Annotated in this window: 19 protein-coding genes and 1 tRNA gene; 9 read left to right on the forward strand and 11 right to left on the reverse strand. The window is 64.2% G+C overall.

Annotated elements, in window-relative coordinates; genetic code table 11:
• Positions 1 to 79: 79 nt before the first annotated feature.
• Together H4W01_RS07900 and H4W01_RS07905 are read right to left on the reverse strand one after the other, a co-directional pair.
• The gene (locus H4W01_RS07900; protein WP_209610593.1) at positions 80 to 1,333 is read right to left on the reverse strand and encodes a capsule biosynthesis protein; all 1,254 of its coding nucleotides are present in this window, start codon (positions 1,331 to 1,333) and stop codon (positions 80 to 82) included.
• Positions 1,330 to 3,036: a capsular polysaccharide export protein, LipB/KpsS family gene (locus H4W01_RS07905; protein ID WP_209610594.1), complete on the reverse strand. Its 1,707-nt coding sequence runs from the start codon at positions 3,034 to 3,036 to the stop codon at positions 1,330 to 1,332. Before H4W01_RS07905 ends, H4W01_RS07900 begins: the two co-directional genes overlap by 4 nt.
• A gap of 410 nt (positions 3,037 to 3,446) precedes the next feature.
• Here H4W01_RS07905 and H4W01_RS07910 point away from each other — a divergent pair, with 410 nt between their 5' ends.
• Both H4W01_RS07910 and H4W01_RS07915 read left to right on the forward strand, forming a co-directional pair.
• A complete protein-coding gene (locus H4W01_RS07910; RefSeq protein ID WP_334685422.1) occupies positions 3,447 to 4,301 on the forward strand; it encodes a SapC family protein in 855 nt (284 codons plus the stop codon).
• 2 nt (positions 4,302 to 4,303) lie between these two features.
• Positions 4,304 to 4,933 carry an OmpH family outer membrane protein gene (locus H4W01_RS07915; protein WP_209610596.1) on the forward strand — a complete coding sequence of 210 codons (630 nt, stop codon included), beginning with the start codon at positions 4,304 to 4,306 and terminating at the stop codon, positions 4,931 to 4,933.
• Between the two features lie 62 nt (positions 4,934 to 4,995).
• On the opposite strand, the gene H4W01_RS07920 is transcribed toward H4W01_RS07915, so the two are convergent.
• Together H4W01_RS07920 and recJ are read right to left on the reverse strand one after the other, a co-directional pair.
• Positions 4,996 to 5,070, reverse strand: a tRNA-Glu gene (locus H4W01_RS07920).
• Positions 5,071 to 5,150: 80 nt separating this feature from the next.
• Positions 5,151 to 6,926, reverse strand: coding sequence for a single-stranded-DNA-specific exonuclease RecJ (recJ, locus tag H4W01_RS07925; RefSeq protein WP_209610597.1), 1,776 nt, complete (start codon positions 6,924 to 6,926; stop codon positions 5,151 to 5,153).
• Positions 6,927 to 7,029: 103 nt separating this feature from the next.
• Between recJ and H4W01_RS07930 the strand changes: the two genes are divergently transcribed.
• Positions 7,030 to 9,321 carry a penicillin acylase family protein gene (locus tag H4W01_RS07930; RefSeq protein ID WP_209610598.1) on the forward strand — a complete coding sequence of 764 codons (2,292 nt, stop codon included), beginning with the start codon at positions 7,030 to 7,032 and terminating at the stop codon, positions 9,319 to 9,321.
• Positions 9,322 to 9,330: 9 nt separating this feature from the next.
• Here the strand turns inward: H4W01_RS07930 and H4W01_RS07935 are convergent, their stop codons facing one another.
• From H4W01_RS07935 to H4W01_RS07945, 3 genes are all read right to left on the reverse strand, one after another.
• Complete coding sequence (locus H4W01_RS07935; protein WP_010402524.1) at positions 9,331 to 10,011, reverse strand: prolyl hydroxylase family protein; 681 nt, start codon at positions 10,009 to 10,011, stop codon at positions 9,331 to 9,333.
• Between the two features lie 87 nt (positions 10,012 to 10,098).
• Entirely contained in the window at positions 10,099 to 11,043 is a 945-nt protein-coding gene (locus tag H4W01_RS07940; RefSeq protein WP_209610599.1) for an RcnB family protein, read from the reverse strand.
• 107 nt (positions 11,044 to 11,150) lie between these two features.
• A complete protein-coding gene (locus H4W01_RS07945) occupies positions 11,151 to 11,693 on the reverse strand; it encodes a (2Fe-2S)-binding protein (protein ID WP_209610600.1) in 543 nt (180 codons plus the stop codon).
• A gap of 92 nt (positions 11,694 to 11,785) precedes the next feature.
• On the opposite strand from H4W01_RS07945, the gene H4W01_RS07950 reads away from it, so the two are divergent.
• Positions 11,786 to 12,586, forward strand: coding sequence for a DODA-type extradiol aromatic ring-opening family dioxygenase (locus tag H4W01_RS07950; protein WP_209610601.1), 801 nt, complete (start codon positions 11,786 to 11,788; stop codon positions 12,584 to 12,586).
• 4 nt (positions 12,587 to 12,590) lie between these two features.
• Here H4W01_RS07950 and H4W01_RS07955 read toward each other — a convergent pair whose 3' ends face one another.
• Entirely contained in the window at positions 12,591 to 13,352 is a 762-nt protein-coding gene (locus H4W01_RS07955) for a class II aldolase/adducin family protein (RefSeq protein WP_209610602.1), read from the reverse strand.
• Between the two features lie 154 nt (positions 13,353 to 13,506).
• On the opposite strand from H4W01_RS07955, the gene H4W01_RS07960 reads away from it, so the two are divergent.
• The gene (locus H4W01_RS07960; RefSeq protein ID WP_209610603.1) at positions 13,507 to 14,931 is read left to right on the forward strand and encodes a sugar MFS transporter; all 1,425 of its coding nucleotides are present in this window, start codon (positions 13,507 to 13,509) and stop codon (positions 14,929 to 14,931) included.
• Between the two features lie 2 nt (positions 14,932 to 14,933).
• On the opposite strand, the gene H4W01_RS07965 is transcribed toward H4W01_RS07960, so the two are convergent.
• From H4W01_RS07965 to H4W01_RS07975, 3 genes are all read right to left on the reverse strand, one after another.
• Positions 14,934 to 16,052 (reverse strand): CaiB/BaiF CoA transferase family protein, encoded by a 1,119-nt coding sequence (locus tag H4W01_RS07965; RefSeq protein ID WP_209610604.1) that lies wholly within the window; start codon positions 16,050 to 16,052, stop codon positions 14,934 to 14,936.
• Positions 16,053 to 16,072: 20 nt separating this feature from the next.
• Positions 16,073 to 17,257, reverse strand: a complete 1,185-nt coding sequence (locus H4W01_RS07970) for an acyl-CoA dehydrogenase (protein WP_209610605.1) — start codon at positions 17,255 to 17,257, stop codon at positions 16,073 to 16,075.
• A gap of 145 nt (positions 17,258 to 17,402) precedes the next feature.
• Positions 17,403 to 18,647 carry a TetR/AcrR family transcriptional regulator gene (locus tag H4W01_RS07975; RefSeq protein WP_209610606.1) on the reverse strand — a complete coding sequence of 415 codons (1,245 nt, stop codon included), beginning with the start codon at positions 18,645 to 18,647 and terminating at the stop codon, positions 17,403 to 17,405.
• Between the two features lie 144 nt (positions 18,648 to 18,791).
• Here H4W01_RS07975 and H4W01_RS07980 point away from each other — a divergent pair, with 144 nt between their 5' ends.
• Genes H4W01_RS07980 through H4W01_RS07995 form a run of 4 tightly spaced genes read left to right on the forward strand, consistent with a single transcriptional unit; the run spans position 18,792 to position 23,013 of the window.
• A complete protein-coding gene (locus H4W01_RS07980; protein WP_209610607.1) occupies positions 18,792 to 20,075 on the forward strand; it encodes an acyl-CoA dehydrogenase family protein in 1,284 nt (427 codons plus the stop codon).
• A complete protein-coding gene (locus H4W01_RS07985; RefSeq protein WP_209610608.1) occupies positions 20,072 to 21,157 on the forward strand; it encodes a Zn-dependent alcohol dehydrogenase in 1,086 nt (361 codons plus the stop codon). Before H4W01_RS07980 ends, H4W01_RS07985 begins: the two co-directional genes overlap by 4 nt.
• Positions 21,157 to 22,224 (forward strand): phosphotransferase family protein, encoded by a 1,068-nt coding sequence (locus H4W01_RS07990; protein ID WP_209613287.1) that lies wholly within the window; start codon positions 21,157 to 21,159, stop codon positions 22,222 to 22,224. Before H4W01_RS07985 ends, H4W01_RS07990 begins: the two co-directional genes overlap by 1 nt.
• 24 nt (positions 22,225 to 22,248) lie before the next feature.
• Complete coding sequence (locus tag H4W01_RS07995) at positions 22,249 to 23,013, forward strand: SDR family NAD(P)-dependent oxidoreductase (protein ID WP_209610609.1); 765 nt, start codon at positions 22,249 to 22,251, stop codon at positions 23,011 to 23,013.
• The last annotated feature ends 11 nt before the right edge of the window (positions 23,014 to 23,024 follow it).

A 23,024-nucleotide genomic window follows, 5' to 3' on the forward strand; every position in this document is an offset into this window, starting at 1 on the left:
CGATGGGTTGGCAGGCGGGTTGAACCCATCGGGCGATCTTGAAAGGGCTTTGCAGCCTCATATGCCGGTTGGACGATCGTCATGCCGGAACCTTGATCACGGCCATAGGCTCGTCGGTGGCAGCCGCGACGCTGGCTGCGCTCAACCGCGCCACCGCGGATGGAACCAGATGCGCGCGGCCGGCATGGCTGCTGAACCCGCCGCGGAGCAGACACTGTGCCACGAGGACTCGGCAGAACGCGTCATAGATTTCAAGCTGCGGGGTTCCGGGATGCTCCCAAAAGTCGTCCAGGGAGCCTTGATGGGTGACGCCGGAAAGGTTGTACACCGCAGTCCCGAGGACGGCGACGGGCTTGCCGGCGGCAAGCGCCAGTGTTCCGGTCGTGCTGTTGACGGTGACCACGCCTCGCGCGGTCCTGATGAGGTCGTGCGTGTCACCGTGCTCGATAAACACCACGCGATCCGGGGTACCGTGGCGTGCGGCGCTCTCGCGTACGATCGGCCGCCATGCTTTGAGGCCGTTGTCGAGCGGATGTTCCTTGACGACCAGGACATGCGGAGTCCGGGAATATCTCGCAAAGGATGCGATGATTGCCTCAATGGCGTCTGGCATGCCGGCGAACGGCGAATGGACCCGGATTTGATGATCCGAGTCCAATTGCAGCGGCAGCACAAAATATGGTCGCGCGCCTATCCTTTTCCTGGCCAGATAGGAGCGAAAGCGGGCCTGCGGCCTCCGGAGCATTCGGCCGACCCAGCCGATCATCTCCGCGAACGAACCATGCGGACGGTGGGACCGATACCTCCAGAAGACCGGTGCCAAAGCCCAATTGGCGAAATAGTAAAGCAACGCTTCATGCGCGCGCACGCGAAAGCTGGCCGGAATAGGCGGATAATCGGGGACCGGCGGCAAGCTCTCGGCAAGCTGAAGATAGACCTGCGGATCCTTGGGCAGGCTCGAATTGCCATTCACGCCCCCGCGCTCGAGCGTCACCCAATCGGGCCGGATATACCCCTCTTCGAAAACATGCACCGTCGTCGCGCGCTCGTCAGCGATCCGCCGGGCCACTACGTGCACTGGGCGGCAATCGCCAAACAGAACAATATCGGTGACCTGTTCACGCTCCAGCAGATCCGCGAGAATCGCGGGCCACGCCTCGATCGTGCCGCGATAGTTGAAGGCAGGGCCGCGCCAGTTCATCCAGTCGCCGCCGTTGAAATTGACCCGATAGCAGCGGTGGCCCGCTCGCCGTAGCCCGTCGGCGAGCATCGCGTAGAACGGACCCGGCGGCCCCTGGAGGAGCAGAAAGCTGCGGGCGAGGACCGTCCTCATGCCAGCGCTCCGCTAAGCCGCCGACCCGCAACCAACGCCCGGCCTTGCAGCGACCGAAGGCGGTTCAGCAGGTGTGGTCGCGCGTTTGGGGCATCGGTGTGCCGATCGACCAGCACTTCGGGCGGGCAGGGCAGGCGGGTGACGGGGTCGAGGTAGCGCGGATAGAGAATCAGCGCGCCCGCTGCGAGTTCGGGCACCGTGAGGCGCCGGTGCCTGCGCGGGATATGCGGTGCCAGGTCCGTCGTCAGCCCCCAGCCCGCGTAGAAGGGCTGGCCATGGGTTACGACCTCCCGACCGCGCAGCAGAGCTTCGAAGCCAGCGAGGGAGGTGAGAACATGGACGCAGTCGACCCGCTCGAGCAGCCCGGCCATCGAACCTTCGATCAGGATCGCGTCTGCATAGCTAAGCGCCTCCGCCGTGGAGACATGACCCTTGCGCAACCCTGCGGTCACATCCGGATGGGGGCGATAGGCAATCCATGCATCAGGCTCGGCCCTGCGCACGCGGCGGAGCAAATCGAGATTGCTGCAGACTCCGGCACCGCCGAGGCGAACCGAGAGATCGTCTTCGACTTGCCCGGGCACAAGCACGCGCCGACCGCGCGCCGGTATTGCCGATGACGCGGTATCGCCTGCTGCATATTTGGTGACGCCGCCGCGGACCAGCCGCTCGATCAAGGCAATTGAGCGCTCGATGAGGCGGTCCGTAAATATCGTTTCGGCCAGGATATGCTCCAGGTCGTTCGGACCTGCGGGGTCGTAATATATCCCCCGGGTATCGAACACGATCGACGACGGCTGATGAAGATGCGCGCCAAGGCCGATAGAGCGGACAAAACCGTCCTCGACCCGGATCACGGGGAGCCCTCTGTCGGCTACCCGCTTCAGCATGTGCTTCGACACCCGCGATGGCCACAGCGCGATTGCGCTCCCTTGCGGGAGGGACGTCGGGATCGCGTTTCGCACCGCCCGGGTCGGTCGGTTCGACCAGAGGAAGTGCTTGAGCGTTCGCCGCTTCCACGCGGTGATGCCCGCAACGGCACCGATCGAGCGGTTCATATCGATCGCAGCCCGCCAGGTGCCGAGCACCTCGATCCACTCAAGAATATCGATCCGGCCTCCCGAAAAGGGGTCGAAATAGGTAAAGCCGTTGAGCCTGCCGACGAGGTGCTCTCGCATTTCCGCTGGATCTATCGGTTGTGCCGTGGCGAGATCGGTAACGGTACGGCCCGCCGCGACCGCCAAGAGCGCCACTTCGTCCTGCGGCGCGGCGACGATGTGCTGTGCATGGTCGAGAAGCGACCAGGGATCCACCGGCCCGACCAGCAAGGCGGTTTTGTCGTCGATCTTCTTCAGGTGCCGTGATCGAGGCCCTGGTACGGACAGGAGCATTGGCCCGTCGAACCGATCGCGCCACTGGCCAAGACGATGGCGGGCGTCCGGTGCGCTGGATGCTCTGATCACCGTTCCGAACATTTCTTCCGTCGGAAGCGGCGACCAGAACGCCCCGCCGACGCGCGCGCTGGTGATCGCCCGCGCTACAACATCCAAGGCGTCGCCCGACCACTGCCGCGCATAATGCGACGACACTCGTATGGGAGCCCCAGCCGGTTTGGCTCCGGGAAAGGGCGGCGCACGCAGCAGCACCTGGCTCGCACGGTCGAGGCGAGTGGTCTCAAATGATGAAGCGAACGTGTCGGCCATGCCTCGTCGATGTATCTGCGATGTCGAAAGCAAGAGCCTCTTCGCAGGCATTGGACCGACTTCGGCTGGGGATTTCCCCAGTCCTGACCAGAAATTGACAAAAAATCGGACGAACCAAAATCAGCGAGAAAATGCGCTGCAGATCCGGCTGCACCGGCGTCTTGGGTAAGATCGGCGCTTGGAGGTCTTTTGTGCAAGCGCGGACGGCGCGGCACCGCACCAAGTCGCGGATTTTGTCGGAAATTGACCCCGTCGAATCCCTAGCAACGACGCGAGTGCACGCACCTATTGAACCCGCGTCCCTGTGTCGCCGTCTCCCTGTGTCCGTGCGGTTGGCCTGTGACCTTGCCGATCGGGTGCCATCGGATGGCGGCCGAGTGGCGAGTGCGTGGTTTTATGATTGGAAGGCGATGACAAACGAACCGACGTTGACCGCGCAGCACCCGCTAGCCGCCGACGCGCTGTCACCCTTATCGGTCGATCGCCATTGGACGTGGCGGCTTATGCCCGGCGATTTCGGCTTCGCCATCGATGCCCCGTCCATTCCTATCCTCGCGGAAGAATTTGCGCCGATCGCACGCAGCTATCCGATCGTGTTCGCCGCCAAAGACCCGTCACCGCTGGCAATCTTGGGCCTTGGCGGAACCAATCTCTTCGTGACGGCCTGGGATGAAAGTACAACGGTCGCAGCCGACGATCCGGTGGCCAAGCCAGCGTCCGATGTCGCACTGGCCTCCCACTATATTCCAGCCTTTGTTCGACGGTACCCGTTTGGCTTCCTCCAGGCTCCAGACGGCCGTCTGGTGCTCGGGATCCACGAAGACTGTGCCCGGGTTCGCAAGAACGGGGACGACGGCGAAGCGCTCTTCGTGGACGGAAAGCCTGCCGAACTGGTCCGGCGCGCGCTTGCGTTTTGCGAAGCATTTCACACCAGCGCTGCGACCACGATGGCCTTCGTCGCCGCGCTTGAGGAGCGGGGACTTCTGGTCGATCGCCAAGCGGATATCGTGCTCGCCGATGGCCGAAAGCTTGGTCTGACAGGATTCCGAATTGTCGATCCAGACAGATTTCAAGCGCTCGATGGCCCCACCGTGGTCGAGTGGCATGGAAAGGGGTGGCTCGCACTGGTGCACCATCACCTTGCCTCGCTGGACCAATGGCGCGCGCTGTTGCGCTGGCAGTCCAATCACGGCGCAACCTCGCCGATAACGGCGGCGAAAGCCGAAGATCCCGTCACTCCCGAGCTCGTTCCAACAGAAGGATGATCATGATGCGCAACGTTCTATTGGTTGCTCTTGCCGCCACCCTGGCGAGCCCGAGCCATGCTCAAACGGCACCCGCGCCGTCGGCTTCCGGCCATGCCGCGAATGCGCTGGGCGGGCCGGCCATCGCAGGCGTGTGCCTGTTGTCGCGCCAGGACGTGCTCAACACCTCCATGGTCGGTAAGGCCGCGACCGCTCGGCTGCGCGTGCTTACGGAGCAGGCGAAGGCCGAGATTGACGCCGACCGTGCATCGCTCGAGCCGGACGTCCAGAAGTTCAACGCCGAGCAAGCAAAAATGACGGACGCGCAGCGGCAAGAGCGTCGGACAGCGCTGGCGGCGCGCGTGAAGCCGGTCCAGGACAAGGCCGAACTTCGCGAACGCGAGATCGAGGCCACGCGCGTCAAGGTAACCACCCGCCTGGCGGGGGAGCTCGAGACGCTGATCGCCCAAGTCTATAAGCAGCGCAATTGCGGGTTGCTGGTCGATCGCAACGCGATCCTCGGCGGCAACCTGGCCAACGACTTGACCGGGCCGGTAGTCAGCGCGCTCGACGCGAAAATGCAGACAATCGCCTTTGATCGGGAGAATTTGGCCGCAGCTTCGACCTCTGGACGCACCGCCGGTTCGAATTGACGGGCGTGAAGTTCGTCAAACGGGCGGAAAAGCGCAGAATAGTCACGATTTTCGCTTGAAAATGGTGACCCCTACGGGAATCGAACCCGTGCTTCAGCCGTGAAAGGGCCGCGTCCTAACCGCTAGACGAAGGGGCCGTGCCCGAATGCTCGGGAGCGAAGGGCCGGTTAGGCAAAGCGGACGGGTTGGTCAACCCATTGTGTCGCATTTGTTGAAATCAATCGGCCCAGGCGGCGTCATCGATGTGCAGTTCGGCGGCGGGGCGGGTGCCCCAATCGTCGATGCGTGCGCGGCCCGCCAGCCACAGGCGGCGGTGCGGGGCGGCCCCCAGCAAGGCCTGGCCAAGCGCGGTCTCGGCCTGGCGGAAGGCGACGGCCTTCAGCGTGCCGCCGCCCCCACCCGGGCAATCGCCGCTGACGATCGCGCGGACATGGCCGTTGCCGACCACATCGGCTTTGAGGATGCGGACCGGCCCGGCAACCACGCGCGGTTGCGGCCAGCCCATGCCATAGGGGCCGCCGGCCTCCATCGTCGTCACCAGATCGGGCGTCACGCCGCGCGCGCTCAGCACGGCGTCGAGCAGCAAGGCGCGGTCGCCCATCGCGCGGGTGACGGCGGCGTCGAGGCGCTCGCTCAGAAAGTCACCAAAGGCGTCGATGCGGTCCTCGGCAATCGTCAGGCCCGCGGCCATCGCATGGCCGCCGCCCGCCACCAGCAAATCGGCCTCTTTCGCCGCGAGCACGGCGGCCCCCAGATCGACGCCGGGGATCGACCGCCCCGAGCCCTTGCCGACGCCCGCATCGTCAAGCGCGATGACGAGCGCGGGGCGACCGAACTTCTCCTTCAGGCGTCCAGCCACGATGCCGATCACGCCGGGGTGCCAGCCATGCCCGGCAACGACGATCACCGCGCGGTTGCTCTTGTGCGCGGCGAGCGTTTCGGCGGCTTCCTGCACGATGCCCTCTATCGCGCGACGTTCTTCGTTGAGCTGGTCCAGCTCGGTCGCGATTCGCTCGGCTTCGCCGGGGTCGCGCGTGGTCAGCAGACGGACACCGAGATCGGACTTGCCGACGCGCCCACCGGCATTGATGCGCGGCCCGAGCGCGAACCCAAGGTCGGTGCTGGTCGGCGCGCGGGTGAGCCGCGAGGCGGTTAGCAGCGCGTCGATCCCGATATTGCCGCGCTTCGCCATCACCTTCAACCCTTGTGCGACGAAGGCGCGGTTGAGGCCTTTGAGCGAGGCGACATCGGCGACGGTGCCGAGCGCCACCAGATCGAGCAAATCGAGCAATTTCGGCTCGGGACGATCGGTGAAAAAACCGCGCGTGCGCAGTGTCCGGATCAGCGCGGCACCGAGCAGAAAGGCGACGCCGACGGCAGCGAGATGGCCGTGCGCCGCCCCCTCGGTCTCGTCGAGCCGATTGGGGTTCACCAAAGCAAGCGCATGGGGCAGGGCGCTCGCGCATTTGTGATGATCGACCACCACCACGTCGACACCCGCGACGCGCGCCATGTCCAGTGCCTCGAACGCCTGCGCGCCGCAATCGACGGTGATGATGAGGCTCGCGCCCTCGTCCTTCAGGCGCACCAGTGCCGGGCCCGACGGGCCATAGCCCTCCATCAACCGATCCGGGATATAGGGGCGCGCCTCGAGCCCAAGGTCGCGCAGCAGCAGGATCATCAGCGCCGCCGAGGTGGCACCATCGACGTCATAATCGCCGAACACCGCGACCTGCTCGCCTGCTTGCACCGCGTCGGCAAGGCGGTCGGCGGCGCGGTCCATGTCGCGGAAGATCGACGGATCGGGCATGAAGGCGCGGATGCTGGGGGCCTTGTGCGCCGCCAGCGCCTCGCGCGGGCAGCCGCGCGCCAGCAGCAATTGCGTGACGAGGTCATCTGGCGCGAAGCCGGGGTCGCGTGCGTCGGTCTCCAGCATGCGCCAGCGCCACGGCTGGCCAAGAATCGAACGGGTGATGTTGAGGACAGTGTTCATTGCCGCCCTCCTACGCCGATGTCGCCTTCGCGCAAATCATCGGGCCGCTGGACCGGGCGAACGCGCTGTGCGACGAGTATCAGAAAATAGGGGAGGACGGACGATGCGGTATCTGGCGAGCACGGCATTGGGATTGGTGCTGTTGGCGGCGACGCCCGTGACGGCGGCCCCGGCGCCGGCGCATTACGCCGCGACGATCACCCGCACGACCTTCGGCATTCCGCATATTCGGGCGACCACCTGGGGTGGCCTCGGCTACGGCGTCGCTTATGCCTATGCGCAGGACAATCTGTGCATGTTGGCCGAGGAGTTCGCCACCGTCGCGGGCGAGCGATCCCGCTGGTTCGGGCCGAAGGAGAGCGCGGTGCTCGGCTTCGAGAAGATCGACAATCTGTCGTCGGATGTCTTCTTCCGTTCGGTGATCGATGTGCCGACGCTCCGGGCGGGCATGGCGCGCGGCAATCCCACCACGCGTGCGCTCGTGCGCGGCTATGTCGCCGGGTATAACAAGCTGTTGCGCGACATCGGTCCAGCGGGTGTACCGAGCGACTGCCGGGGCAAGGGCTGGGTTCGCCCGATCACGCTTGATGACATGCTGCGACTGAACGAGAAGCAGATGTTGCTGGCGAGCTCGCTGGCGCTTGCGCCACTGGTTGTCCACGCGGTGCCGCCCGGCGCGGCGCAGGCTGCGCTGGTTCCGGGTGAAGACCCGCTGCGGCCGCGCGACATTGGTTTTGGCAGCAATGGCTGGGCGTTCGGCAAAGACGTCACCGCCAATGGGCGCGGCCTCGTTGTCGGAAACCCGCATTTTCCGTGGAACGGGCCGTCGCGCTTTTATGAAATGCACCTGACCTTGCCCGGCCAATATGATGCCATGGGCGTGGGGATCGCCGGCGCGCCGGTCGTCACGCTTGGCTTCAACAAGGATGTCGCCTGGACGCACACGGTGACGGCGGCGCAGCATTTCACGGTGTTTCAGCTCAAGCTCGATCCCGCTGACCCGACCAAATATCTGATCGATGGCAAGAGCGAGGCGATGGGGCGACAGGTGATCTCGGTGCCGATGCCGGATGGCGCTCCGCCGGTAGAGCGCACCACCTATGCGACGCGCTACGGGCCGATTGTCTACAATCCGCTGGCCGGGTTCGGCTGGACCAAGACGCAGGCCTACGCCTTGCGCGATGCCAACCACAACAACCAGCGGGCGCTGGAAACGTGGGTGGCGATCGGGCAAGCGCGCAGCGTGGGCGAGGTGCGGGCGGCGGTCGAGCGGACGCTGGGCATTCCGTGGGTCAACACCATTGCCGCCGACCGCGCCGGAAATGCCCTCCACGCCGATGTGACGGCCGTGCCCAACCTATCGGCAGACAAGGTGCGAGAATGCGGGATGCCGCTGTCGGCAGTGCTGAAGGGCAAGCTCATTTTGCTCGATGGCAGTCGCTCGGCCTGCGATTGGGATCGGGCTGCGGGCACGCCGGTCGCCGGGCTGATGCCCGCGCGCGACCAGGCAGTGCTGGAACGCCAGGACTATGTCGCCAACAGCAATGACAGTTATTGGCTGAGCAACCCCAAAGTGCCTGCCCTGATCCGCTCGCCCATCCTCGGCACGACCGAGAGCGAGCGGACGCTGCGGACGCGTTCAGGCCTGATCGAGATCGATCGGCGGTTGAGCGGCAGCGATGGATTGCCGGGCACCAAGGTCGATCCCGCCGCCGCCGAAGCGATGGCCTTTGCCAATAAGAGTCTGGCGGCGGAACTCGCGGTGGACCCGCTGCTGGCTTTGTGTCGCGGGCAGGAGGATGTGGCGGCGGCGTGCGCGGCGCTGAGCGGATGGGACCGGCGTTTCAATCTCGATAGCCGCGGCGCGTATCTGTTCGCGACCTTCTGGGAGGGCGTGCGGTCCCTGCCGGGGCTGTGGGCGGTGCCGTTCGACAAGGCCGATCCCGTCCACACGCCGCGCGATTTCGTGACGAGCGGCGCGCAAGGGGCGAAACTGCTCGCCGCGCTGAAGGCGGCGGCGGCTACGCTGGCAAAGCAGGGCATCGCGCTCGACGCGCGCTGGGGCGAGGTCCAGTTCGCAGTGCGCGGGCAGGACCATATCCCGATCCACGGCGCGTCCGGTCAATTGGGGGTGCTCAACGTCCAGCAATCCGACGCCGTTCCAGGCGGGATCGTGCCGAAGCATGGGTCAAGCTACGTTCAGATTGTCACCTTCGACACGGTGGGGCCGGTGGCGGACGCGCTGCTTAGCTATTCGCAGTCGACCGATCCGGCATCGCCCTATTTCGGCGACCAGACCCGCGAATTTTCGGCGAAGCGGTTCCACCATTTGCCATTTACCGAGGCGCAGATCCTGGCAGACGGGGGCCACAAGAGCGTGCGGATCAGCGAATAAGCGGATCGATCACGCCTTGATCCAATTGCCCTCGCGAAACCATTTGGTGACGATGTATTTGGTCCCCTGAACCACGGGCATGCCTTCGTGCAGCGTGGCGGTGTTGCGGTCGCCATCGGGCTTCATGTTGTTCCAGGTGAGCAGCAAACCCTTTTTCGGGGCGACGCGGATGCCGATGGTGGGAAACCATGTCGCGCCGCCTTCCTCGACATCGTTGAGGTAGATCATCGCCGTCCAGGTGCGCTGGCCGCCGGTTTCCACCATCTTGGGCCAATAGGCCTGGGCTTCGTTGAAATAGTCGAAATGTGCGCGGAAATGCTGGCCGACCGCATAACGCTGCCCTTGCATCGTTTCGCCGTGGACGGGATCGATGCCAAGCAGATCGGCAATCGCTTCATCGGTCGGGCGGACGTCGGGCGACCAGCGATCCATGTCGCAACTGTCGCTGGTGCGAAAATCCTGCACCGATTCCTCGGCCAAGACGGTCGAGCGGCGGCGATTGGCGTCGATCAGCGCCACCAGCCGGTCACAGGTCGCGGCATCAAGGAAATCGGGGTGATAGAAAATCTGCGCTTCGTCGACCTTGGCGCGCTTCACGGCCGGATTGGCATCGAGCCGACGGGAAACGGATTCGCCGACCAGGCGGCGCACAGGCGAGGGGCCGCCGGGTTTCTTTGCAAACAGAGCCATGGCGCGGGACTTTGCCGTGCGCGCTCGAAAAAACAACTCGAAAAAAGAGGGGCCGCAAACCCTGGTTTGCGGCCCCTGATCGGGTGGTTACCAGAAAATGTCGTACACCGTATCGACGACATAGCCGGTGCGGATATCGACGAGCAGCGCATCATTGTAATAGCGCACCCAGCGATAGGGCCCGTAGGCCGGCGGCAGCCGATAATAATCGGCGTCGTCGATCCAATAATCCTGGTCGTATAGGAACGAATTTAGCGTAAATCCGATCGAGAAACGGCGATAGCCATAGCCCCAGCCCGGGGGAGCGTAATAACGGGGCAGGTGGTAAATGTTGCGGTTCTGGATCCGGTAATAGTTGTAATTATACCGGTTGTCCCGCCGCCAGTCGCGATTCCAGCCGCGATTGCCGTTGGTGTTCCAGCCGTTATTGTAGCCAGGACCGCCATCGTGCCGGTCACCGCGCCAATCGCCGCCGCGACCATCATTGCCGCGATGGTCCCACCGCCCGGGTTGCGAACCGCCACCGTCGCGTGGGTCGCGGCCAGGCTGCGGTCCCTCAAAGGCCGGTCGACCACCATTTGCTCCCCCATTGAAGCCAGGGCGACCGTCAAACGGCGGGCGATCGGGTTGCCGTGGCGGCTGGCCCTGAGGCCGGTCGCCGCGATCATTGCCAAAGCCTGGACGGAAACCGGGTCGACCAAATTGGCCATCGGGACGTCCACCCCGATCACCGCGGCCATTCCACCGTGGGGGCTGAGATGGTTGCGGTTGCGGTTGTGCTTGCGGTTGGGGCTGCGCTTGCGGCTGGGGTGCAGGCGGACGGGCAACCGGCGCTTGCCCGGCCGGCTGGCCCTCCGGACGCCGCCATTGCGGGCGACCCTCGTCTCCGATCATCGCCGGGCGTTGCGGGCGACCTTCGCGTTGGCCCTGACCCTCGCCGCGATGCGGCCGGTCGGCACCTTCCTGCGCCATCGCCGCCGCCGGGATCAGTGCCGAGGCCGCCATGATTGCGGCGAGCAAAGACTTGCGCATCAAAACATCCTTCTCTTCGTCCAGACGCCATGTCCGGTCGTTGAACCCTATATGGTCCAGTGTCGATGAGCCGTCGCTGAATTGGGCTGACAGCTTTGCGAAAGGTATTATTTACTTCGCGGGATCAGCGCCGGAACTTCGCGCGCCGCGTCGGTTGGGGAAATGCCGGGCGATGGCGGGGCGTCGATCGTCTCGTCGCCGCGCTGCACGCTTGCTGCCAGCAACACCGTTTCGACCAGGCGCGGATAGATGCCGCAGCGGCACAGGTTGGTGATGCTGGCGCGGATGTCATCCTCGCTTGGGTTGCGGTTTTTCTTGAGCAGCGCCGCCGTCGCCATGATCATGCCCGGAATGCAAAAGCCGCATTGCGGTACGTTCTTGGCGAGGAATGCCATTTGCGCCGGATGCGTGCGATCGCGCGACAGGCCCTCGATCGTGGTGACAAAACTCCCCTCGATCGCGCCGATCGTACGCTGGCACGATCGCACAGCTTCGCCATCGATTTCGACGGTGCACGCCCCGCACTCGCCATTGCCACAGCCATATTTCGTGCCGGTGAGGTTGGAGGCGTCGCGCAGCGCCCATAATAACGGCGTGTTCGGGTCCATCTTATATTGAACGGGCTGATTGTTGACGGTGAAGCGGGTCATGTCGGCACGATAGGCCAAGATGTGTCGGTACGAAACGGGTCGTTTCCCGTCCTGCGATTGTCGGGCGCGGACGGTCGGCCGATATAACCCTCATGACCCTTCCCACTCTCTTCATCCCGCATGGCGGCGGCCCCTGTTTCTTCATGGATCCCGCAGGCGGGCCACCCGACCCGATGTGGCGGCCGATGCAGGCCTATCTGGCCGGGGTGATCGCATCACTACCCGAGCGACCGCGCGCCATCCTGATGATATCGGGGCATTGGGAGGAGCCGGAACTGACCATCAATGGCGGCGACGGGCATCCCATGCTGTTCGATTATTACGGCTTTCCAGAGCATACCTATCGGCTCGACTGGCCGTCGCACGGCAGCCCCGCCGTGGCGCGGCGCGCGGTGGCGCTGCTTGAGGACGCCGGGTTCTCCACGCAGGAAGATTCGACGCGCGGCTGGGATCACGGTGTGTTCATCCCGATGATGGTGGTGGTGCCGGATGCGGATATCCCGCTGGTGCAGCTTTCGCTGCGCGCCGATCTGGACCCTGCCGCGCATATTGCGATCGGCCGTGCGCTGGCACCGCTGCGTGACGAAGGCGTGCTGATCGTCGGCTCTGGCATGAGCTTCCACAATTTGCGTGCGCGCGGCCCGCAAGTGACGGCGGTCGCGGACGCATGGGATGCAGCTCTCACGGCGGCGGTGACCGATCCCGATCCAGCCTCGCGGGCGGCCAAAGTAGCGGCGTGGGAGAGTCTGCCCCACGCCCGCTTTGCGCATCCGGAGGCCGAGCATCTGCTGCCGCTGATGGTCGCGCTCGGCGCGGGCGGCGATGGCCCGGCCGTGCGCGATTATGCCGATCATGTGCTCGGCTGGGCGGTCTCTGGCTATCGCTTCGGCTGACGCCTCAGGCGCGCCAGCCGGTATCGATCTTGTCGACCAGGCGCACCATCGCGTCGAAATCGGCCTTGCCCGGCCCGCCTGGCACCTGCGCCATGTGCAAATCGCGCTGATGCACCGCGATCACCTCGGGCGACACCTCGATCGGCGTGCCCATCGACATCGTCGCGATCTGGATTTCGCAGGCGCGCTGCAGCGACCAATGTTTGATGAACGCCTCGGGCAGGGTGCGGCCCATGACGAGGATGCCGTGGTTCTTGAGCAGCATGACGCGCTTGTCGCCGAGGTGTTCAAGCAGACGGGAGCCTTCCTCGTCGCGAACCGTCACGCCTTCGAAATCGTGATAGGCGATTTGCCCGGCAAAATTGCAGGCGTAGAAGTTGCTGGCGCGCAAGCCGCCCTCAAGCGAACTCACCGCCATGCCCGCCGTGGTGTGGGTGTGCATGATGCAATGCGCGTCGGGCAAATGGCGATGGAACAGCGCATGTTGCACGAAGCCAGCGCGATTGACCGGATAGGGGCTGTCGTCGAGCTTGTTGCCGTCAATATCGATCTTGACCAGGCTGGAGGCGGTAACCTCGCTGAAATGCAGGCCGAACGGGTTGATTAGGAAGGCACCCTCTTCCTCGGGCACTTTCAGCGTGATGTGGTTATAGATCATTTCCGACCAGCCGAGCATCGCGAACACGCGGTAGCAGGCGGCGAGTTCCTGTCGCGTCGCCCATTCGGCTTCGGACATCTTCGCGGTGCGAAGGATTGCGGTGGCCATAGCGGACTCTCCTAATCCGGGTCTTTTTTTCTAGGGTCGGTATCGCATGAGATTTACCGAATTGCCAGAGCCCGGGGGATTGCCAGACCCGGCTTGGTCCGGGCATGGGGGCGGCGAGCAGGAAACGGCGCGTTAGCGGCCGGGAGAGGATCGCATGCACATCAACGCCGCCAACACACCGCAGGATGCCGACAACATCGCCACCAAGGGCGTGAATGCGCCCGATCTGCAGGTGTTCGTGTTCGCCTTGTTCTTCATCTTCGGCGGCATCACCAGCTTGAACGATGTCATCATCCCCAAGCTGAAGGAGTTGTTCACGCTCACCTACACGCAGGCGATGCTCGTTCAGTTCTGCTTCTTCACCGCCTATCTTTTGATCGGCATTCCGGGGGCGGCGCTGGTCAAGCGGATCGGCTATATGCGCGGCGCGGTCGCCGGGCTGGTGACGATGTTGGTTGGCTGCCTGCTGTTCATTCCGGCGTCTAGCACAGCGACGTACGCACTTTTCCTGTTCGCGCTTTTCATCCTGGCGGCGGGCGTGGTGCTGGTCCAGATCGTGGCCAATCCGCTGATCAGCCTGCTCGGCAAAGCCGAAACCGCATCCAGCCGACTGACCTTCGCCCAGGCGTTCAATTCGCTCGGCACGACGATCTTTCCGTATGCAGGCGCCATCATCATTTTGGGCAGCCTTTCCAAGATTTCGGCGTCGGACCTGACCGGCGCGGCGCTGGATGCGTATCGCACGGCGGAAAGCGGCGCGATCGTTCGTGGCTATCTCGGTCTGGCGGTTGCGCTGGCGGTCGTCGCGGCCGCAGTCTGGCTGTTTCGCAATCGGCTGCCGCATGATGCCCATGCTGCGAAAGACAAGCCCCTTGTCGGTGCCACGCGCTACGTCGCGGGCCTGGCTCTGGCCGCGCTCGGTGCGGTCGTCGCCGTGGAGGTGCAGGCGTGGATCGGGTTGGTCCTCATCTTGCTGGCACCGGTAATCTGGTTGTACGGTAACGACCTGATGCAACGTCCGCGCTTCGCGCTCGGCGCGCTTTGCATCTTCCTCTATGTCGGTGCGGAAGTGTCGATCGGCTCGCTGATCGTGAACTACCTCAAACAGCCTGGCGTCATGAACCTCGACATCACCAGCGCTGGCAAGATGATCCCGTTTTACTGGGGCGGGGCGATGATCGGCCGGTTTGTCGGGTCTGCGGTGTTGCGTGTCGTCAACCCGGGCAAGGTCCTGGCGGGCGTCGCCGTCGGTGCGGTCGCGCTCATCCTGATCTCGAGCTACACAACGGGGGCGGTCGCGGGGTACAGCCTGCTGGCGGTCGGGCTGATGAACGCCATCATGTTCCCGACGATCTTCAGTCTTGCCTGTGAAGGGCTCGGCGCACGTGCGGCTGATGGATCGGGAATCATCAACGTTGCGATCTTCGGCGGTGCCGTGCTGCCCCTGGCGACCGGAACGTTGGCGGATGCGAGCGGAAGCCTGACGCTTGCGCTGCTTATTCCGGTGGCGTGCTATGTGGTGATCTGCGCATTCGGCGTTTACGCCGCGCGGCCGGCACCCCAATATGCCGACGCCTGAGTTCAGAAGCGCAGCGCTGCAATCTCGGCTGGGGTAAAGCCTGCCTCGGCCAGGATCGCGGCCCCGTCGGGTGCGCCCGCCATGCGCGGGGGCACTGTCGCGCTGACCGAATAACGCGGCGCTGGAGCGGGCTGCGTCACGCCGTCGGCAGTGACGAACGCGCCGCGCGCGACGTTGTGCGGATGCGCCACCGCCTCGTCGAAGCCGAGCACCGGGGCGATACAAGCTTCGTGCCCCGCGAACGCGGCGATCCAGGCATCGCGGGTGCGGTGTTTGAAGCGTTCGGCGAGGTCTGCCTTCAATTTCCGCCACAGGGCGGGCGCGAATTGCGCATCCCACTCGGCCCCGTCGAGTCCCATAACCCGGCGCAACGCCGCGTAAAATTGCGGTTCGATCGCCCCGACCGCGATCCATTTGCCATCGGCGGTTTCATAGGTGTCATAGAAATGCGCGCCGCCATCAAGCAGGTTGGTACCGCGCTCCCCGCTCCAGCGGCCCATGGCGCGGAAGCCCCAGATCATGCTGGTCAACACCGCCGAGCCCTCGGTCATCGCGCAATCGACGACTTGTCCTTGGCCCGTCGCTTGCGCGCTCAGAATCGCGGCGAGCATGCCGAAGGCCAGCATCATCCCGCCTCCCCCGAAATCTCCGACCAGATTCATCGGCGCGACCGGTTTACGCCCGGCTTCGCCCAGCGCGTGCAGCGTGCCCGAAATCGCGATGTAGTCGATGTCGTGGCCCGGCTCGTCGGCCAGCGGTCCGGTCTGGCCCCAGCCGGTCATGCGGCCATAAACGAGTTTGGGATTATCGGCGAGCAGCGCCTCCGGCCCTAGGCCAAGCCGCTCCATCACGCCCGGCCGAAAGCCCTCGATCAGTCCGTCGCAGGTTGCGGCGATGCGCCGGACGGCGGCGATTGCCTCGGGCTTCTTGAGATCAAGTGTGATCGTCCGGCGCGAGCGTAACAATGGGTCGCGTGCGGCCTCGGTCAAACCACTGGCACCAGGGCGCTCGACCCGGATCACCTCCGCGCCGTGATCGGCGAGCATCATACCGCAGAACGGCCCAGGCCCGATCCCCGCCATTTCGAGGATGCGAAGTCCGGCGAGGGGCGGGGATGCCATGCTGTCTCTCCTGTTTGACCTTAGAATGCGGCGATCCCGGTGATCGCGCGACCAAGGATCAGCGCGTGGACGTCATGCGCGCCTTCATAGGTGTTGACCGTTTCCAGGTTCATCAAATGGCGCATCACTTGATATTCGCCGGAAATGCCATTGCCGCCGTGCATGTCGCGGGCGTTGCGGGCGATATCGAGCGCCTTGCCGACATTGTTGCGCTTGACGATCGAGATCATTTCCGGCGCGAACTTGCCCGCATCCATCAGGCGGCCGACCCGCAAGGAAGCCTGCAAGCCGAGCGCGATTTCGGTCTCCATGTCGGCCAGTTTCTTCTGGTACAACTGACGTCCGGCGAGCGGGGTGCCGAACTGGTTGCGGTCGAGCCCATATTGGCGCGCGGCGTGGAAGCAGAATTCGGCCGCACCGAGGGCACCCCAGCTGATCCCGTACCGCGCGCGGTTGAGGCAGCCGAACGGGCCCTTAAGACCCTGCACATTGGGCAGCAGCGCATCGTCGCTGAGTTCGATGTCGTCCATCAGGATCATGCCGGTGATCGAGGCGCGGAGCGACAATTTGCCCTCGATCTTTGGCGTCGCGAGGCCCTTGGCACCCTTTTCGACGATGAAGCCGCGAATGCCATCGCGATGCGCTTCCGACTTCGCCCAGATGACGAACACGTCGGCGATCGGCGCATTGGAGATCCACGTTTTCGCGCCCGACAGCAGATAACCTCCATCGACCTTCTTCGCGCGCGTTGTCATGCTGCCGGGGTCGGAGCCTGCATCGGGCTCGGTCAGGCCGAAGCAGCCAATCCATTCGCCAGTCGCGAGCTTGGGTAGATATTTGCGTTTCTGTTGTTCCGATCCGTAAGCGAGGATCGGGTACATGACGAGGCTCGACTGCACCGACATCATCGAGCGGTAGCCCGAATCGATCCGCTCGACCTCCCGCGCGACGAGGCCGTAGGCGACATAGGATGCGCCGACGCCGCCATATTCCTCGGGCACCGTCGGCCCGAGGAGGCCAAGCGCGCCCATCTCGCGGAAGATGTCGGGATCGGTGATTTCGTTCTGAAACGCGTCGATGATGCGGGGTGCGAGCTTGTCCTGCGCATAAGCGCGCGCGGAGTCGCGGATCATCCGTTCATCGTCCTCTAGCTGGTCGTCGAGGAAGAAGGGATCGGCCCAATCGAAACGCGCCATCTCGGCCATGTGATGCTCCAGCATTGATCAATCTGAGTGCTTCCCCGGCGAAGGCCTGGGCCCAGTAGCGAAACGACTGGGAGCGAGGGCGATGCCCGCTACCTCCGTCATTTCAACTGGGCCCCGGCCTGTGCCGGGGAAGGGTAGAACGAACTTACGTGTCCAAAATCCGGTCGTCGAACAAGCCGAACGCCAGCGTCGAGGCATAATAGCCGATCGCGCGCTCGCGCGTCATCGTGTGCGCCCATTTGCGCATATCGAAGGCAGCGTTCTGCATCGCCATCAGCGCTTGCGCGGCGATCAGCGGGTCGACCGGACGGATCGAACCCTCCGCAATGCCATCGCTCATCGTGCCGGCGAAGCGGCGCGCGATCCGGTTCGAACGGTCGACCATCGCAAGCCGCGCTTGCGTCGGCAGCCCGGACAATGCGGTGGTGCGCAGAAGTGGCCCACGTTCGGAGAACTGAACGTCGAGCAGCGTGGCGATCGTGCCGGAAAGGCGACCCCAATGGCTGCCGCCGCGCTCATCGGCGAGGCGCTGCGCATCGGCCACGGTGTCGAGGCTGCGCTTGTAGCAGGCCAGCACCAGATCGTCCTTGGCATCGAGATGGTGATAGAAACTGCCCTTGGTCACGTTCAGTTCGGAGGCGATTTTCTGGACCGACGCACCGCGATAACCCAGCTGATTGATCAGCCGCGTCGCCGCGAGCAGGAACGCCTCGCGGCCTGGCTCGGGCTCGTCATGGGCGAGGTCGATCAACTCGGGCGACCAGCGTGCGTTCGGCCCGGCAATGCCGTGCGCGAACACGTCCATCAGACGCTCCTCGACGCGCGGATATTGGTCGAGATCATAGCGGTTGAGCCAGACCGGCAGCCAGAACGTGTTTTCCAGAAGCACGTGCGCTCGGCCACCATGCAGGTCGGTCTGCGCACGGTTGGTGGTCGGGCCCCACAGGCTGCGGGTCTTTCGGAACACTTCGCGCCAGCCCGCCATCAGCCGACCGAGCACGGGCTCCTCCATCGCGCGCAGATCCGACAGAATCGCGAAGGATGTCTCCTCGCCCCGCTGAATCCGCGCCAGCCGCGCCATGTTGAGCGACAGATATTTCGCGACTCGGGCGCGGGGCGTCGGCTCGGCGAGCGACTCCTCGAGCATGCCCAGCAGACGGTCCAGTGTATGCTCGAAACACGCTGCCGCCAGATCTTCCTTGCGCTTGAAATAATAGGTGACGCTGGTGGTATTGAGGCCGACGCGGCGCGCGACATCGGCGAAGGTCATGCCCTTCGCGCTCTGTTCGTTGATCGCTTCGGCCGCGGCCGCCAGAATCGCGTCGCGCTTGGCGCGAAAGCGCTTGGTGCTGGTGTCTTCCTCGGGCGGAATCGTGTCGGGGGCCTCCATGCCGGAAACTGTAACATCATCTTTTAGAAGAAACAGTCATTTTTGTTGGCTATGGCATTCCCCGCATTTTGAGCGCCAAAGACGCTTTACCGAATACGCGGTACGGTCTAACCAACGATCCGATAGCAAGATCGGAGAGCGCAGATGGACTTCAGCTTCAGCGAACGCGAAACCTATTTTCGGGACCGCGTGAAGGGGTTCATCGACCAGCAAATCCGCCCGCGCCAAGCCGAATTTGACGCGCAACACGACGCGGGCGAGCGCTGGAAGGTCATTCCCGTGATCGAAGAGATGAAGGAAAAGGCCAAGGCGGCGGGCCTGTGGAATTTCTTCATGCCACCGCATTCGGGGCAAAGCCATGTCGATGACAGCTTCGTGTTCGAGGGCACCCAACTGACCAATCTCGAATATGCGTTATGCGCCGAGGAGATGGGCAAGGTTGGCTGGGCGAGCGAATGTTTCAACTGCTCGGCCCCCGATACCGGCAATATGGAGGTGCTGCATCGCTATGGCACGCGCGAACAGAAGGAGCGGTGGCTGCGGCCGTTGATGAACGGCGAAATCCGCTCTGCGTTCCTGATGACCGAGCCGGCGGTTGCCTCGTCGGACGCGACCAATATCGAGACCTCGATCGTGCGCGACGGCGACGAATATGTCATCAACGGCACCAAATGGTGGTCGTCCGGCGTGGGCGATCCGCGCTGCAAGATCGCCATCACCATGGGCAAGACCAACCCCGACGCATCGCGCCACAGCCAGCAGAGCCAGGTGTTGGTTCCGATGGATGCGCCGGGCGTGACGATCAAGCGCATGCTGTCGGTTTATGGCTATGACCACGCACCGCATGGCCATGGCGAAGTGGTGTTGAAAGACGTGCGCGTGCCCGTGGAGAACGTGCTTCTGGGCGAGGGGCGCGGCTTCGAGATTGCGCAGGGTCGGCTCGGCCCCGGCCGCATTCATCATTGCATGCGCACGATCGGGACGGCGGAAACCGCGATCGAAGCGATGGCCAAGCGGCTTTTGTCGCGCGTCGCCTTTGGCAAGCGCATCGCCGATCATAGCGTGTGGGAGGAACGCATCGCGCGCGCGCGCATCGACATCGAGATGACGCGGCTGCTGTGCCTGAAGGCTGCCGACATGATGGACAAGGCGGGCAACAAATCCGCCCAGCTCGAAATCGCGATGATCAAGGTGCAGGCCCCGAATATGGCGCTGCAGATCCTTGATGACGCCATTCAGGCGCATGGCGGTGCCGGTGTTTCCAGCGATTTCCACTTGGCGCACGATTGGGCCGGGATGCGGACGCTGCGCTTCGCGGATGGCCCGGATGAAGTCCACAACCGCGCGATCGCGCGTAACGAGTTCGGCAAATACGCTGAATTCAAGGCGGATCGTCCGTCGAGCGGTGATCTGGCGGTATCCCGGTGAAAGCCGCTGTCCTTTACGCGCCCAAGACGGACTTGGTGATCGAGGACATTGCCGTCTCCGATCCGGGCCCACGCGAAGTGCTGATCCGCACCGTTGCCTGCGGCGTCTGTCGCTCCGACCTGCATTTCGTCGACGGGGCGTTTCCGCACCCGATGCCAACGGTGCCGGGTCATGAAGCGGCCGGGATCGTGGAGGCGGTTGGCTCCGACGTCGCCCATCTGAAGGTCGGCGACCATGTCATCACCTTTTTCACGGTGTTTTGCGGAGCGTGCGAGTTTTGCGTCAGCGGGCGACCGTCGCTGTGCATTGACCCTTCGACCCGACGGGCAAAGGGCGCGCCGCCGCGGCTGAGCCTGCAGGACGGCACGCCTTTGGCACCCTTCCTCAACCTCTCGGCCTTTGCCGAGATGATGCTGGTGCATGAAAATGCCTGTGTCGCGATCAGCAAGGATATGCCGCTGGACCGGGCAGCCTTGCTCGGCTGCGCGGTGATCACTGGCGCGGGCGCGATCTTCAATGACAGCCGGGTGCGCCCTGGCGAAAGCGTGGCGGTGATCGGCTGTGGCGGGATCGGACTCGCTGCGATCAACGCCGCCAAGATTGCGGGTGCTGGGGAGATCATCGCGATCGACCCCGTCGCCGACAAGCGCGCGCTGGCGGAGAAGCTTGGCGCTACGCACACGCTTGATTCGACCGATCCCGATCTCGCGAAGAAGGTCGCCGGGATGACCGGAGGCGGGGTGGATTATGCGATCGAGGCGGTCGGGCGGCCCAACACTGCCGAACTCGCCTGGACGATCCTGCGGCGCGGCGGGACCGCGACGATCCTCGGCATGATCGCGCCGGGCGGCGAAGTGAAGATCGCTGGGCCGACCTTTCTGACGGGCAAGAAATTGCAAGGGTCGCTGCTGGGGTCGACCCGCTTCCCGATCGACATGCCGCGGCTGGTGCAACTGTACCTCGACGGCAAGCTGGATCTCGACGCCATGGTGGCGGAGCGGATCGTGCTTGGCGATGTCAATCAGGCGCTGGCGAAGTTGCGCACCGGGGACACGGTGCGCTCCGTGATCGAGTTCGCATGATGGTCGATAGCGCGGATCTCACGATGGTTGGCACGATCCCGGTGCCGACGGACGACACGATCGATGCGGGCGCGGTGGCGGCGTGGATGAAGGGGCATATGCCCGAAATCGATGGTCCGGTCAGGCTGTCGAAGTTCAAAGGTGGTCAATCAAACCCGACATACCGCGTTGATGTATCTGAAAAAAGCTATGTCCTGCGGCGCCAGCCGTTCGGCAAGCTATTGCCCTCCGCGCATGCCGTGGACCGTGAATATCGGCTGATCGCGGGGCTCCATCCGACGGGTTTCCCGGTGCCGACACCGTTCGGCTTGTGCGAGGATCCGAGCGTTATCGGATCGATGTTCTATGTGATGGAACTGGTCGAGGGGCGCAGCCTGTGGGACGGCGCGTTGCCGGGCATGACCCCGACGGAGCGGCGCGCGCATTACGATGCGATGGTCGATACGCTGGCGGCTCTGCACAACACCGACTATGTTGCTGCAGGACTTGGCGATTATGGCCGCCCCGGCAATTATTTCGAGCGCCAGGTCGCGCGCTGGACCAAGCAATATCGCGCGTCGGAGACCGAGCATATGCCAGCGGTCGAGGCGCTGATCGCTTGGCTCCCCGCGACCCTGCCCGAGCAGACCCGCACGTCGATTGTGCACGGCGATTATCGCATCGATAACATGATTTTTGCGCCAGAACACGCCCAAGTTCGTGCGGTTTTGGACTGGGAATTGTCCACTTTGGGCGATCCTTTGGCCGATATTGCCTATTTTTTGATGAATTGGGTCACCGAGCCGGAGGGCCGATCGGGCGTTCGCGGGCTCGACGGGCCCGACACCGGCATCCCGACCGTGGACGAGGTGGTCGCGCGCTATTGCGCGGCGACCGGGCGCGATGGGCTGCCCAACCTCAATTGGTATTTCGCGTACAGCCTGTTCCGCCTGACCGGCATCGTCCAGGGCATCAAGAAACGCATCGTCGATGGCACCGCCTCCAGCGCGCAAGCGGCGCGGACAGCCGAGCGCGTTGGGCCGCTGGCTGAGGCTGCATGGGATTTCGCCAAAAAGGCAGGGGCGTAAGCGCGAGGCGCGAGAGGCAAAAGCATGAGCCAATTCGATCTGACCGATAAGGTCGCCATCATCACTGGCTCCTCGCGCGGCATTGGCAAAGCGAGCGCGTTCGAGCTGGCGGAGCATGGCGCCAAGGTGGTGATCTCCAGCCGCAAGCAAGAGGCGTGCGATGCCGTCGCCGCCGAGATCAACGCGCGTTACGGCGAAGGCCGCGCGATCGCGGTTGCGGCCAACATCTCCGACAAGGCCGGGCTGCAGCATCTGGTCGACGCGACGCGCGCTGCCTTTGGGCCGATCGACGTGCTGGTGTGCAACGCCGCCTCCAACCCTTATTTCGGACCGCAGGCGGGCATTGCCGACGAGCAGTTCCGCAAGATCCTCGACAACAATATCGTCTCCAACCACTGGCTGATCGCGATGGTCGCGCCCGAGATGCGCGCGCGCAAGTTCGGCAGCATCATCATCGTCTCCTCAATCGGGGGCCTGCGAGGATCGACGATGATCGGGGCTTATTGCATCTCCAAGGCCGCCGACATGCAATTGGCGCGCAACCTGGCGCACGAGTTCGGGCCCGACAATGTGCGGGTCAATTGCATCGCGCCGGGCCTGATCAAGACCGACTTTGCGCGCGCGCTGTGGGAAGATCCCGAGCGGATCGAGGCCGCCAACAAGACCGTGCCGCTGCGCCGGATCGGCGAGCCCGAGGAAATCGCCGGAGCCGTCGTGTTCCTCGCCGCGCCAGCGAGCAGCTTCATGACCGGCCAGACGATCGTGCTCGATGGCGGCGTTACGATCTAGGAGAAGCAGCT

Source organism: Sphingomonas sp. PL20, assembly GCF_017875905.1.
GTDB lineage: Bacteria > Pseudomonadota > Alphaproteobacteria > Sphingomonadales > Sphingomonadaceae > Sphingomonas > Sphingomonas echinoides.

Coding starts and splice junctions, on each gene's coding strand:
- H4W01_RS07900 (WP_209610593.1), bottom strand. CDS start 1,333: ATGAGGACGGTCCTCGCCCGCAGCTTTCTGCTCCTCCAGGGGCCGCCG.
- H4W01_RS07905 (WP_209610594.1), bottom strand. CDS start 3,036: ATGGCCGACACGTTCGCTTCATCATTTGAGACCACTCGCCTCGACCGT.
- H4W01_RS07910 (WP_334685422.1), top strand. CDS start 3,447: ATGACAAACGAACCGACGTTGACCGCGCAGCACCCGCTAGCCGCCGAC.
- H4W01_RS07915 (WP_209610596.1), top strand. CDS start 4,304: ATGATGCGCAACGTTCTATTGGTTGCTCTTGCCGCCACCCTGGCGAGC.
- recJ (WP_209610597.1), bottom strand. CDS start 6,926: ATGAACACTGTCCTCAACATCACCCGTTCGATTCTTGGCCAGCCGTGG.
- H4W01_RS07930 (WP_209610598.1), top strand. CDS start 7,030: ATGCGGTATCTGGCGAGCACGGCATTGGGATTGGTGCTGTTGGCGGCG.
- H4W01_RS07935 (WP_010402524.1), bottom strand. CDS start 10,011: ATGGCTCTGTTTGCAAAGAAACCCGGCGGCCCCTCGCCTGTGCGCCGC.
- H4W01_RS07940 (WP_209610599.1), bottom strand. CDS start 11,043: ATGCGCAAGTCTTTGCTCGCCGCAATCATGGCGGCCTCGGCACTGATC.
- H4W01_RS07945 (WP_209610600.1), bottom strand. CDS start 11,693: ATGACCCGCTTCACCGTCAACAATCAGCCCGTTCAATATAAGATGGAC.
- H4W01_RS07950 (WP_209610601.1), top strand. CDS start 11,786: ATGACCCTTCCCACTCTCTTCATCCCGCATGGCGGCGGCCCCTGTTTC.
- H4W01_RS07955 (WP_209610602.1), bottom strand. CDS start 13,352: ATGGCCACCGCAATCCTTCGCACCGCGAAGATGTCCGAAGCCGAATGG.
- H4W01_RS07960 (WP_209610603.1), top strand. CDS start 13,507: ATGCACATCAACGCCGCCAACACACCGCAGGATGCCGACAACATCGCC.
- H4W01_RS07965 (WP_209610604.1), bottom strand. CDS start 16,052: ATGGCATCCCCGCCCCTCGCCGGACTTCGCATCCTCGAAATGGCGGGG.
- H4W01_RS07970 (WP_209610605.1), bottom strand. CDS start 17,257: ATGGCCGAGATGGCGCGTTTCGATTGGGCCGATCCCTTCTTCCTCGAC.
- H4W01_RS07975 (WP_209610606.1), bottom strand. CDS start 18,647: ATGGAGGCCCCCGACACGATTCCGCCCGAGGAAGACACCAGCACCAAG.
- H4W01_RS07980 (WP_209610607.1), top strand. CDS start 18,792: ATGGACTTCAGCTTCAGCGAACGCGAAACCTATTTTCGGGACCGCGTG.
- H4W01_RS07990 (WP_209613287.1), top strand. CDS start 21,157: ATGGTCGATAGCGCGGATCTCACGATGGTTGGCACGATCCCGGTGCCG.
- H4W01_RS07995 (WP_209610609.1), top strand. CDS start 22,249: ATGAGCCAATTCGATCTGACCGATAAGGTCGCCATCATCACTGGCTCC.